Origin of the sequence: Pararhodobacter sp. (assembly GCF_034676545.1) — a bacterium.
GTDB lineage: Bacteria > Pseudomonadota > Alphaproteobacteria > Rhodobacterales > Rhodobacteraceae > Pararhodobacter.
In genome coordinates, this window is sequence record NZ_JAUCBZ010000015.1 from 556,933 (window position 1) to 569,148 (window position 12,216).

Annotated in this window: 8 protein-coding genes and 2 pseudogenes; 3 read left to right on the forward strand and 7 right to left on the reverse strand. The window is 63.1% G+C overall.

Going from position 1 to position 12,216, the window contains the following annotated elements:
• Positions 1–19 precede the first annotated feature (19 nt).
• Positions 20–1,108: an ABC transporter ATP-binding protein gene (locus VDQ28_RS06175; protein WP_323035098.1), complete on the reverse strand. Its 1,089-nt coding sequence runs from the start codon at positions 1,106–1,108 to the stop codon at positions 20–22.
• Between the two features lie 219 nt (positions 1,109–1,327).
• On the opposite strand from VDQ28_RS06175, the gene deoC reads away from it, so the two are divergent.
• Positions 1,328–2,278 (forward strand): deoxyribose-phosphate aldolase, encoded by a 951-nt coding sequence (deoC, locus tag VDQ28_RS06180; RefSeq protein WP_323035099.1) that lies wholly within the window; start codon positions 1,328–1,330, stop codon positions 2,276–2,278.
• Positions 2,279–2,285: 7 nt separating this feature from the next.
• Positions 2,286–4,592, forward strand: coding sequence for an aldehyde dehydrogenase family protein (locus VDQ28_RS06185; protein ID WP_323035100.1), 2,307 nt, complete (start codon positions 2,286–2,288; stop codon positions 4,590–4,592).
• 151 nt (positions 4,593–4,743) lie between these two features.
• Here the strand turns inward: VDQ28_RS06185 and infB are convergent.
• From infB to rimP, 5 genes and pseudogenes are all read right to left on the reverse strand, one after another.
• A pseudogene (gene infB, locus VDQ28_RS06190) lies at positions 4,744–6,649 on the reverse strand (translation initiation factor IF-2); the annotation flags it as partial.
• Positions 6,650–6,858: 209 nt separating this feature from the next.
• A pseudogene (locus tag VDQ28_RS22565) lies at positions 6,859–7,258 on the reverse strand (IF-2-associated domain-containing protein); the annotation flags it as partial.
• Between the two features lie 8 nt (positions 7,259–7,266).
• A complete protein-coding gene (locus VDQ28_RS06195) occupies positions 7,267–7,887 on the reverse strand; it encodes an RNA-binding protein (RefSeq protein WP_323035101.1) in 621 nt (206 codons plus the stop codon).
• 10 nt (positions 7,888–7,897) lie between these two features.
• A complete protein-coding gene (nusA, locus tag VDQ28_RS06200; protein WP_323035102.1) occupies positions 7,898–9,514 on the reverse strand; it encodes a transcription termination factor NusA in 1,617 nt (538 codons plus the stop codon).
• A 3-nt stretch (positions 9,515–9,517) separates the two neighbouring features.
• On the reverse strand, positions 9,518–10,120 hold the full coding sequence (gene rimP, locus VDQ28_RS06205) for a ribosome maturation factor RimP (protein WP_323035103.1): 603 nt from the start codon (positions 10,118–10,120) through the stop codon (positions 9,518–9,520).
• A 203-nt stretch (positions 10,121–10,323) separates the two neighbouring features.
• Between rimP and VDQ28_RS06210 the strand changes: the two genes are divergently transcribed.
• The gene (locus VDQ28_RS06210; protein WP_323035104.1) at positions 10,324–11,217 is read left to right on the forward strand and encodes an esterase-like activity of phytase family protein; all 894 of its coding nucleotides are present in this window, start codon (positions 10,324–10,326) and stop codon (positions 11,215–11,217) included.
• Between the two features lie 7 nt (positions 11,218–11,224).
• Here VDQ28_RS06210 and pip read toward each other — a convergent pair whose 3' ends face one another.
• The gene (gene pip, locus VDQ28_RS06215) at positions 11,225–12,214 is read right to left on the reverse strand and encodes a prolyl aminopeptidase (RefSeq protein WP_323035105.1); all 990 of its coding nucleotides are present in this window, start codon (positions 12,212–12,214) and stop codon (positions 11,225–11,227) included.
• Positions 12,215–12,216: the final 2 nt, after the last annotated feature.

Sequence of the window (12,216 nt, forward strand, 5' to 3'; positions counted from 1 at the left end):
TCGCGAAAGTCATTCGCCGTCAGGTGAGCGGAACCACGCAATCGCAGATCCGCAACCGGACCCGAGAGCCGATCGGATGCTGCGCACCGGGGCCGGAAATGACGATCATGCTTTTCTCGCCGTCCTGCACCCAATAGATCTGGTCGTGCCCACGGAATTCGCGCCCGACGACCGTGGCGCTGCTGCTCGGGTCGGCCTCCAGCATGATCTGTTCAGGCCGCACCGACAGCGACACCGCCCCATTCGCGGCGCGGGTCAGCGGCAGGCTGCCGAACGCGGTTTGCACGGACATGCCATCGGCGGTGCCCTTGAGGATGTTCGAGCGGCCGATGAAATTGGCGACAAACACGCTCACGGGGTTGCTGTAGATCTCATCCGGCGTGCCGACCTGCACAACGCGGCCATTGTCCATCACGGCAATGCGGTCGGCCAGCGCCAGGGCTTCCTCTTGGTCATGCGTCACCAGAATCCCGGCCGACCCCGTGGCTTTCAGAAGTTTGCGCACCTCTTGGCGGGTTTCCACGCGCATCTTGGCATCAAGGTTCGAGAATGGCTCATCCAACAGGATCAGTTTCGGCGCAACCGCAAGCGCCCGCGCCAGGGCCACTCGCTGCTGCTGCCCACCCGACAGTTGATGCGGACGGCGTTTGCCCAGCTCGGCGAGGCCAACCAGCGTCAACATTTCCGCGGCGCGCGCCTTGGCCTCGGCGCGCGACAGTTTGCGCAAGCCAAATTTGACGTTGTCCAGAACGCTTAGATGCGGAAACAGCGCGTAATCCTGAAACACAAAGCCAATGCCGCGCGCTTCTGGTGTCAAATGGGTGATGTCGCGGTTTTCAAACAGCACCCGGCCTTCGTCCGGCTGCTCGAACCCGCCGATCATCCGCAGAGTCGTCGTCTTGCCGCAGCCCGACGGCCCCAACAGTGCCAGCAATTCCCCCTCGCCAACCACCAGATTGACGCGCTCCACCGCCGCCCCCTCGGCGTGGGCGTAGGTCTTGCGCAGGCGCTCGACCTCCAGCAAAGGCTTGGCAGGGCGCTGGTGAAACCCCAGAGGCGATGCCTCGGCGGGCATCCGAAAATTCAGCGTATTGGGCATTTCAATCATCACTATCTCCGGCGCGGTCGCGCAGGGCGCTTTGGGCTGAACCGCGTGGAAGGCCAATTCCTACCGTTGTACTTGGTTATGATTGACGGTCGCAGAAGTCAAATTGCTTTGCATCCCGTTTGGCGCCGCCCTCTTTGACCAACTGGTCAAAGCGGGGGATTGCACCACACAAAACCGCAGCGCATACTTGAGCATCCCTGACGCCCGGAACCCTACACCATGATCCACGACCGAAATCCCGGAATGCCGTTGACGACGGATTGGTTTGACCGCGTGCTGGTCAACCGCCCCGCCGCCGAGCGTCGGGCCGCCACGCTGACCACACGGCGCAGCGTGAAAAAAGAGCATCAGGCCGCCTGGCTGGTCAAGGCGATCACCTGCACCGACCTGACCACCCTGGCCGGCGACGACACCGACCACCGCGTTGAACGTCTCTGCGCCAAGGCCCGCCGCCCGCTGGCCGACCACATCGTCAAGGGCCTCGGCCTGCCCGATATGCCCACCACCGGCGCGGTTTGCGTCTATCCGACCATGGTCGCCCCCGCCAAACGCGCGCTGTCGAACTCCGGCATTCCGGTTGCGTCGGTGGCCACCGGCTTTCCGGCGGGCCTGACGCCGCTGAACCTGCGCCTCGCCGAAATCCGCTATGCCGTGGACCAGGGCGCCGACGAGATCGACATCGTCATCACCCGCGAGCATGTCTTCAAGGGCAACTGGACCGCGCTTTACGACGAAATCGCCGCCATGCGCGAAGCCTCGGGTGCCGCCCACATGAAAGCCATCCTCGCCACCGGCGAATTGACCACCCTGTCCAACGTCTACGCCGCCTCGATGGTCGCCATGCAGGCCGGGTCCGATTTCATCAAGACCTCGACCGGCAAGGAACCCGTCAACGCCACGCTGCCCGTCTCCCTCACCATGGTCCGGGCGCTGCGCGATTACGGCGCGCGCACCGGTGTCAAGGTCGGCTTCAAGCCGGCGGGCGGCATCAAGACCGCCAAGGACGCCATCGCCTGGCAGATCCTGATGAAAGAGGAACTGGGCCGCCGCTGGCTGGAACCGGATCTGTTCCGCTTTGGCGCCTCGTCGATGCTGGCCGATATCGAGCGCCAGTTGGAACACTATGTCACAGGGCGTTACGCCGCCTCGCACCGCCACGCCATTGCTTGAGGTTCCCATGCCCACCGTCACCGAGGCCCTGACTCTCATGGATTACGGTCCTGCCCCCGAATCAACCGATCACGCGCTGGCCTGGCTCAAGGGCCGCGCACTCGGCCATTTCATCAACGGCGCATTCACCAAGCCCGCAGAAACCTTCGCCACCATCTCGCCCGCCACCGGCCAAGAATTGGCGCAGGTCGCGCAGGGCACCGACGCAGACGTCGAGGCCGCCGTCAAGGCCGCCCGCAAAGCGGCCCCGGCTTGGGCCAAACTGTCCGGCAACCAACGCGCGCGCTATCTTTATGCGCTGGCCCGCCTGATGCAAAAACGCGAGCGCCTGTTCGCCGTCTTGGAATCCCTCGACAACGGCAAACCGATCCGCGAATCGCGCGATATCGACGTGCCGCTGGCCGTGCGCCACTTCTATCACCACGCGGGCTGGGCCGAACTCTTGGCCGATGAATTCCCCGGCCACCGCCCGCACGGCGTCTGCGGCCAGATCATCCCGTGGAACTTTCCGCTGTTGATGCTGTCGTGGAAAATCGCCCCCGCCTTGGCCGCTGGCAACACCGTGGTCTTGAAACCCGCCGAACAGACGCCGCTGACCGCGCTCCTGTTCGCGGAGCTCTGCATCGAGGCCGGCCTGCCCAAAGGCGTCGTCAACATCGTCACCGGCGACGGGCGCACCGGCGCGGCGCTGGTCGCCTCGGACGTCGACAAGATCGCCTTCACCGGCTCCACCGATATTGGCCGCACGATCCGCAAAGCCACGGCGGGCACCAGCAAGGCGCTAACGCTGGAACTGGGCGGCAAATCGCCGTTCATCGTCTTTGCCGAGGCTGATCTCGACGCCGCCGTCGAAGGGGTCGTCGATGCCATCTGGTTCAACCAAGGCGAGGTCTGCTGCGCCGGGTCGCGCATTCTGGTGCAGGAATCCGTCGCGGAACACTTCACGAACCGTCTGAAAACGCGCATGAAAACCCTGCGCGTCGGGGATCCCTTGGATAAATCCACCGACATTGGTGCGATTGTCGATAACACCCAATTGCAGCGCATTCGCAGCCTCGTCGATCAGGCCGTGGCGCAGGGCGCTGTCCTGCATCAAACCCATGCGCCCAACGGCCCCGGCAGCTTTTGCGCGCCCGGTCTGTTGACCGATCTGGGCGCCGCCAATATCGCCATGACCGAGGAAATCTTCGGCCCCATCGTCACGCTGATGACCTTCCGCACGCCCTCCGAGGCGATCGAGCTGGCCAACAACACCCGTTACGGCCTTGCCGCGTCGATCTGGTCCGAGAATATCACCACCGCGCTCGATATCGCCGCCTCGGTCAAGGCGGGCGTGGTCTGGATCAACGGCACCAACATTTTTGACGCCAACGCGCCGTTTGGCGGCATGCGTGAGTCGGGCTTTGGCCGCGAAGGTGCGCGCGAGGGGATGCTGGCCTATCTCACCCGCGATGAGGTCAAGGGCGCGGATCGCAAACCCGTCGCGCCCCCCTCGGCCCTGCCCGGCGAGGCCACCGGCGACGCCATCGACCGCACGCGCAAGCTTTATATCGGCGGCGCGCAAAAACGTGCGGATAGCGGCTATTCCTATGCCGTGGCGGGCGCGCAGGTGCCTTTGGGCAACCGCAAGGACATTCGCAACGCCGTCGAGGCCGCTGACAAGGCGGGCAAATGGTCCGCCGTGACCGGCCACAACCGCGCGCAGGTTCTGTATTTCCTCGCCGAAAACCTGAACGCCCGCGCCGCCACTTTTGCGGCTTTGGTGGGCGACAAGGAAACCCAGGCCGCCATTGCCCGCGCGTTTTACTGGGCCGCTTGGGCCGACAAATATGACGGGCGCGTGCATGCGACCCAAGGCGCGCATGTCACCTTGGCGATGAAGGAACCCTTTGGCGTGATGGGCGTGATCTGCCCCGAGGAAGCGCCGTTGTTGGGCTTTGTCAGCACGATTCTGCCCGCCATCGCCATGGGCAACCGCGTGGTGGCCGTGCCGTCGCAAGCCAACCCGATCCCGGCGCTGGACCTCGCGCAGGTGCTTGATACCTCGGATATGCCGGGCGGCGTGGTCAATATCGTCACCGGGCCGCGCGCCGATCTGGCCGATACGCTGGCCAAACATGACGGCGTGGCCGCGCTCTGGGCCTTTGCCGACCCGGCGATATGTCAGAATGCGCGGGCGCAATCTGCGGGCAACCTGAAACCCGTCTGGGCCGAATCCGCGATGCGTGACTGGTCGGGTGCTGCGGGCCAATCGCGCGAGTTCCTGCGCCACGCGGTTCAGGTGAAAACCATCTGGGTGCCCTACGGAGCCTAGCCTTTGATCTCTTGAAACAGCAAAACGCCCGGCTTTTCAGCCGGGCGTTTTTGTCTGTCAGTCGCGGATCGTGGTAAACAGATCCCTAAGCTTGCAAGTTAAGCCCTTGATTTCTCAAGTCTCGCGCTTTGTCCCACGGGGGGACAGCCGCTCAAGAAAGCGTCCGCTCAACCGTTTCCCGCTCAAAGATCTCGATCACGTCACCCTTGCGGATATCGTTGTAATTCTCGAACGCCATCCCGCATTCCTGACCCGAGATGACTTCCTTCACCTCGTCCTTGAAGCGTTTCAGCGTCTTCAGCGTCCCCTCGTGAATCACCACGTTATCGCGCAGCAAACGAACCCCAGCCGACCGACGAGCAACCCCTTCGGTAACCAGACAGCCCGCAACCTTGCCGACATTCGACACGTTGAACACGTCGCGGATTTCCGCGTAGCCGATGAAGTTCTCACGCACCTCATCCGACAACAGACCCGAGGCCGCCGATTTGATGTCGTCGATCAGATCGTAGATGATCGAGTAATACCGGATCTCGACGCTCTTTTGCTGCGCCGACTGCCGCGCGGTCGCATTCGCCCGGACGTTGAAACCGATGATTGGCGCGCCCGATGCCTCGGCCAGACCAACATCCGAATCCGTGATCGCGCCGACCCCGTAATGCAAGACCCGCACGCGAACCTCGTCGTTGCCGACCTTTTCCAGCGCCTGTACGATCGCCTCGGCAGAACCCTGCACGTCGGCTTTCACCAGCACCGGCAGTTCCGCGACGGTCTGGTCAGCCTTGGCCTTGGCCATCAACTGTTCCAGGGTTGTCGCAGCACCCACGGCCGCGCGTTTGTCTTTCGCCGCTTGCTCACGATAGGCCGCGATCTCCCGCGCCTGCGCTTCGGTATCGACGACGTTCAGCGTATCGCCAGCCTCCGGCGTGCCGTTCAGACCCAGCACCTCGACCGGAACCGATGGCCCCGCTTCGTCCACACGGTCGCCTTGGTCGTTGATCAGCGCGCGCACCTTGCCCCACTGCTCGCCGACGACAAAGATGTCGCCTTTGCGCAGGGTGCCGTGCTGCACCAGAACCGTTGCGACGGGGCCGCGGCCCACGTCCAGTTTGGCCTCGATGACCGCACCTTGTGCCGAGCGATTCGGGTTGGCCACCAGTTCGAGAATCTCCGCCTGCAGCGCAACGGCTTCGAGCAACGAATCGAGACCTTTACCCGTCAGCGCCGAAACCTCGACGTCCTGCACATCGCCGCCCATCGCCTCGACAACGACCTCGTGCTGCAGCAACTGCGTGCGTACCCGGTTCGGGTCCGCGCGGCTTGTCGCATTTGTTGATCGCGACGATCATCGGCACACCGGCTGCTTTGGCGTGATTGATCGCCTCGACGGTCTGCGGCATCACCGAGTCATCGGCGGCGACCACAAGGATCACAACGTCGGTGACCTGTGCCCCGCGCGAACGCATCGACGTGAAGGCGGCGTGGCCCGGCGTGTCAAGGAAGCACAGCACCGCACCAGATTCGGTGGTGACTTGATACGCCCCGATATGCTGCGTGATCCCGCCCGCTTCGCCCGACACCACATGGGTCTTGCGAATGGCGTCCAGCAGCGAGGTCTTGCCGTGGTCGACGTGGCCCATGATCGTCACGATCGGTGGGCGCGGCTTGAGATCCTCGGCCTTGTCCTCGACGCTGTCGATGCTCTGTTCGACGTCAGCGTCGGACACGCGCACGATGCGGTGGCCGAATTCCTCGATCACCAGTTCGGCAGTATCGGCATCAATCGCCTCATTCATCGAGACCATCATGCCCATTTTCATCAGCGTCTTGACGATGTCAGCCGCACGTTCCGCCATACGATTGGCCAATTCCTGGACAATGATGGTTTCCGGCACCCGCACATCGCGCACTTGCTTTTCGGCTTTTTGGCCGAGGCCCAACGCCTTGGCGCGGGCTTTTTCCTGCTTGCGCTTCATCGCCGCAACCGAGCGATGGCGTCCGCCCTCACCCTCGAGTGCGGAGTTCAGCGTCAGCTTGCCCGAACGACGGCTTGTATCGCCGGCGCGCGCCTTGCCGCGTGTGCCACGATCATCGCGCTCACGGTCGGTCTTGCGCGGCGTTGGCGTCGCACCACCCCGAACCGGACCGCGATCCTGGCTGCGATCGGCGGGCTTTTCGGCGGCAGGCGCTTGCGCGACAGCCTCGGCTGCCTTTTCCGCTTGCTCGGCTTGCTTGGCATCCGCAGCGATGCGGGCCTCTTCTTCTTCTTTGGCCTTGCGCGCTTCTTCGCGCTCACGCTCTTCGCGCTCTTTGTCCTCGATATCCTGCCGACGGCGCTCGCGCTCTTCTTCGCGGGCCTTCTCCTCGGCCTCACGCGCCAGCGCGTCATCCGCCTCGCGGGCTTTCGCCGCGCGAACCGCTGTCAGGCGACGCTCGAGTTCTGCTTCGGAAATACCGGCCGGGCGGCGGCCCGAAGCCCCACCCTGCGCGTTCTTTTTCGCCGCGTTATCCACGGAAGGAGCCGCAGCACCCGGCTTGGGCACGACGACGCGCTTGCGCTTGGTTTCTACAACCACCGCCTTGGTACGACCATGGCTGAAGCTTTGCTTCACCTGACCAGGGGTCCCGCGCAGTCCAAGGGGTTTTTTGCCGTCAGTATCGCTCATGCGTCTCGTCAATCCTCTCCGGCGGTCACACCGCCGTCACGCTCGCGCAATCGTGCGAGCTTCGCCGCTTCCTCTACTACACGCTTCGAGAGACCACCAGCGGCAAGCGCCGCATGTATCACATGTTCCCGACCGAATGCCAAACCGATTTCACCAGCGCTTAAACAGCCGATATAGGTTTTATCGCCTTCGGGCGCGCGTAGTTTTGTTTTGCCCCGTTCAGACCCATCATGAGCCTGAATCAGCACTTTAGCATCGCCTTTTTGCAGCCAGTCGCGGGTCTTTTCATAGCCCGCTACGGCTTTGCCGGCTTTACGCGCCAGCGAAAGCGAATCGATAACCCGGCGGGTGATCAGATCATGGACCTGGTCCGCCAATCCCTCGGGCGGCGTGACTTGCGTCTTGGCCGCCCGCGAGAACAGGCGGCGCTTGACCGCCTGCTCAATGGCCGAACGATCGGCCGATACATACATCCCGCGCCCCGGCAGCTTGCCGGCAACATCGGGCACAACCACCGCATCCGGCCCGACCACAAACCGGATCAGACCGCCGCGCGGCTTGCTCTCGCCGGTGACGATGCACCGTCTTTCGGGCTCGTCACGGTCCTTGGTGCGGCCACCGCGCGTCATGCGCTACGCCTCAGGCCTGGTCCTCGTCGCTCTCGTCAGCGTCGAGGTCCTCTTCGTCGCCCTCCAGTTCCGCGGGATCGACCCAGCCAAGCTGGATGCGCGCGGTCATGATCAGGTGCTGCGCTTCTTCAAGGCTCATGTCCAGATGCTCGAGCAAGCCTTGATCCTTGATGCGCTGCCCGTCAACACTGGTCCAGCCACCGGCCAATTCCCAGTCTGCACAGGTCGCGAAATCTTCCAGCGTTTTCACACCATCCTTGGCCAGCGCCTCGATCATCTGCGGGGTCAACCCCTCGTAGGTGATCAGGCTGTCATCCGCGCCCAGCGCACGCGCAGCCTCGATGGCGGCGGTGTTCTTGGCTTCGATCTTGTCGCGGGCACGCGCCTGCAATTCGGTCGCGGTGTCGTCGTCAAAGCCGTCGATCGACAGCAATTCGTCAACCTCGACATAGGCAACCTCTTCGAGGGTCGCAAAGCCTTCGGCAACCAGCAACTGCGCCATCATCTCGTCGATGTCCAGAGCGTCCATGAACAGCGCGGTCCGTTCGGCAAACTCTGCCTGACGACGCGCGGATTTATCGGATTCGGTCATGATGTCGATGTCGAGACCGGTCAACTGGCTGGCCAGACGCACGTTCTGACCCCGGCGACCAATCGCCAGCGACAGTTGCTCATCAGGCACCACAACCTCGATGCGGGCCGCGTCCTCGTCGATCACGACCTTGCTGACTTCGGCAGGCTGCAACGCGTTGACCAGGAAAGTCGCCTGATCTTCGTTCCACGGAATGATGTCGATCTTCTCGCCCTGCAACTCGTTCACCACGGCTTGCACACGGCTGCCGCGCATACCGACGCAAGCGCCGACCGGATCAATCGAGTTGTCATAGCTGATGACGGCGATCTTGGCGCGCGAACCGGGGTCACGGGCGACGGCCTTGATCTCGATGATGCCGTCATAGATTTCCGGCACTTCCATCTTGAACAGCGCGGCCATGAACTCGGGCGCGGTGCGCGACAGGAACACCTGCGGGCCACGGGCCTCACGCCGAACGTCCTTGATGAAGCAGCGAATGCGGTCGTTCGGGCGATAGGTCTCGCGGCCGATCTTCTCGTTGCGGCGCAGGATGCCTTCGCCACGACCGATATCGACGATGATATTGCCGTATTCCTCGCGCTTGACGACACCGTTGATGATGGTCTGCGCGCGGTCCTTGAATTCCTCGTACTGACGATCCCGCTCGGCCTCACGGACCTTTTGCAAGATCACCTGCTTGGCGGATTGCGCGGCGATGCGGCCCAGCTCGACCGGCGGCACTTCTTCGATGATCTCATCCCCGACGACGGCCCCGGGCTTGTAAGCCTGCGCCTGCTCGACGGTTAGTTCCGCATGATAGTTTTCCAGCAGATCGTCCTCGACCACGGTGCGCACGCGGGTAAAGGTCGCGCGGCCGATTTTGCGGTCGATGTGAACACGAATGTCCATGTCAGCGCCATACCGCGACTTGGCGGCGCGGGCGAGACTGTCCTCCATCGCCTGAACAACCAGTTCAGGGTCGATCAGTTTCTCACGCGCGACCGCTTCGGCGGTTTGCAACAGTTCGAGTTGATTGGCACTGGTGATGGCCATGTATCACTCCTCCTCGGAAGCGGTATCGGTTTCGATGTCGTCAAATTCGGCTTCGTTGATCACCCCGGCGCTTTTGCGGGCGCGCAGGGTTTCGGCAATCAGGTCGTCGGTCAGAACCAGCTTCGCGTCGGAAAGCCAGTCAAACTGCAATCCGATGATCACCGGCTCGCCCTGATCCTCGATCTCGATCAGAATCTCGTTATCCTCGACGCCTTGCAGAATGCCCTTGAAGCGGCGGCGCCCGTCGATCAACTCAACGGTTTCGATCCGCGCCTCGTAGCCGGAATAGGTCTCGAAATCCTTGAGCCGGGTCAGTGGGCGGTCGATGCCGGGGCTGGAGACCTCAAGCACATAGGCATCCTCAAGCGGATCATCAACGTCGAGAACCGCAGACACCATCGTGGTGATCTCGCCCAGATCGTCGATCTCGATGCCACCTTCGGCGCGGTCCGCCATGATTTGCAGGATGCGGGTCTTGCCCGACATCAGACGCAGACGCACCAGTTCAAAGCCCCCAACCTCGATGGCGGGGCGGACAATCTCGGCAAGACGGCGATCAATCGACGTCCGGGCGACGAGATCATTGGTGTCGCTGTGCTCGCTCATGGTGCGAACCTCCAGAAATGAAAAAACGGGCCAAGCGGCCCGTGAAAAATCTCGGTGGCGCTTCCGGGTTTGGACCCCGCAGCAGCCGCTGTTGAGGGCGATATACGCCCATGTCCGGTAAACTTCAAGGGATAACTCGGGAACCGCTGTTTTCTATCCGTGGCGCGGCGCATAGGAGGGAAAGGCCCAGCCTCAGGAGTCCCATGACCCAGCCTCTCTCACGTCGTCTGTTCCTGTCGCTCGCCGGGGCGGCCGTAGTGTTGCGCGCACACCCCGCCGAAGCGATTGCGACGCGGCCCGATACGGTGGTGATCTGGCAGGGCGAGGGCGCGCATTTCGGCGGTTTCTCGGCGCTGGAGCTGAGTTCCGATCGCACGCGCATGTTGACAATCAGCGACCGGGGCTTTGCCGTGCGGGCGCGGCTTCATCGCGATGCCAGTGGGCGGTTGACCAGCATTGAGCCGATTGAGCAATTCGCCCTGCGCGACCGTGACGGCACTGCGCTGACGGGGGGGCGCGCCGATGTCGAGGGCATGGACCAGCGCCCCGACGGCAGCCTGTTCTTGTCCTTCGAAGGCGGGCGGCGCACGCGGGTCATGCGCCAGCCAAGCGACCGCGCACCCGCCGAGCCCCTGCCGCGGCACCCCGATTGGGCCAACTTGCGCGGCAACGGTGGGCTCGAGGCTTTGGCGGTTGACGCAACGGGGGCCGTGTTCACGATCCCGGAAAGCCCGGTTGATGGTCGGTTTCCGATCTATCGGTTTGACGGGCGCGCCTGGTCGGTGGTCGCGCAACTGCGGGCACAGGGCGGATTCGCGCCGGTCGGTGCGGATTTCGGGCCGGACGGAAACCTGTACCTGTTGGAACGCAATTTCCGACTCGCGTTCTTTGCCACCCGAATTAGCCGCTTGCGTCCGCAAGGTCTGGGAGTGCGCGAGGTTCTGGTGGAGACCGGCTACGGCGTTCTGGACAATCATGAGGGCATCAGCATCACCCGCGACGCAGCCGGCCAGCTCTGGGCAACGACGATTTCCGACGACAACCAGAACCGGTTTCAGCGCACCGAACTGGCCGAATTCGCCCTGCCCGACGCGTGATCAGTGGCTAGTCGGCGTCGAGCAGGAACTTCTCATCCCGCAGACCATCCATGACCCGCACCAATTCGGACGTGATCCCCGGCTCGGACAACGCATGTCCGGCCATCGGCACCAACCGAAACGTGCTGCCCGCCCATTTTCGGTGCAGATTCCAGGCGGTCGTCGGCGGGCAAATCATGTCGAATTGCCCCTGCACAATGGCCCCGCGCACATCCTTGATGCGCCACAGATCCTGCATCAGCTGACCGTCGCGCGCAAAAAAGCAATTGTTGGTGAAATAATGATTCTCAAGCCGGGAAAAGGCGCGTGCATAATCCACCGGGGTCTCGAAATAGGCGCGGGTTTCCACCGTGGCCAAGGCGTTCTCCCAATCCGCCCAGAGCCGGGAAAAGCGGGCCTCCAGCGAAAAATCTGCGCTGAACAACCGTCGATGATAGGCGGCGATCAGATCATGGCGTTCGTCCTCGGGAATGAGATCCACGAAACGCGCCCAGTGTTCCGGAAAGAACCGCCCCGCCCCGCCGCCATAGAACCAGTCCAATTCGTCCTGCGTGCCCAGAAACACCCCGCGCAGCACCAGATACGCCGCGCGATCCGGGTGCGCCTGCGCATAGGCCAGCGCCAGTGTCGCGCCCCAACTGCCACCGAAACAAAGCCAACGCCGGATGCCCAGCACGCTGCGAATCGCCTCGATATCGGCAATCAGGTGTTGCGTTGTGTTGGCCTCGACGCTGGCATGCGGCCTTGAACGCCCACAGCCGCGCTGATCGAACAGGATCACACGGTAATACGACGGATCAAAAAACCGCCGCATCATCGGGCTGGACCCGCCACCCGGCCCGCCATGCAAGACGATAACCGGCACCCCGGCAGGGTTGCCGCATTGCTCCATATAGACCGTGTGGCCATTGCCCACGTCCAGCATCCGCCGATCAAAAGGCTCGATCGGGGGGTACAGATAATACGATGCGCGCTTTTGTTCGTGGGACTTGTCCATAA

Bases quoted from the DNA above. Each gene is read 5' to 3' on its own strand.
- pip (WP_323035105.1), bottom strand. From the start codon at position 12,214: ATGGACAAGTCCCACGAACAAAAGCGCGCATCGTATTATCTGTACCCC.
- VDQ28_RS06195 (WP_323035101.1), bottom strand. From the start codon at position 7,887: ATGACGCGCGGTGGCCGCACCAAGGACCGTGACGAGCCCGAAAGACGG.
- VDQ28_RS06185 (WP_323035100.1), top strand. From the start codon at position 2,286: ATGCCCACCGTCACCGAGGCCCTGACTCTCATGGATTACGGTCCTGCC.
- VDQ28_RS06210 (WP_323035104.1), top strand. From the start codon at position 10,324: ATGACCCAGCCTCTCTCACGTCGTCTGTTCCTGTCGCTCGCCGGGGCG.
- rimP (WP_323035103.1), bottom strand. From the start codon at position 10,120: ATGAGCGAGCACAGCGACACCAATGATCTCGTCGCCCGGACGTCGATT.
- deoC (WP_323035099.1), top strand. From the start codon at position 1,328: ATGATCCACGACCGAAATCCCGGAATGCCGTTGACGACGGATTGGTTT.
- VDQ28_RS06175 (WP_323035098.1), bottom strand. From the start codon at position 1,108: ATGATTGAAATGCCCAATACGCTGAATTTTCGGATGCCCGCCGAGGCA.
- nusA (WP_323035102.1), bottom strand. From the start codon at position 9,514: ATGGCCATCACCAGTGCCAATCAACTCGAACTGTTGCAAACCGCCGAA.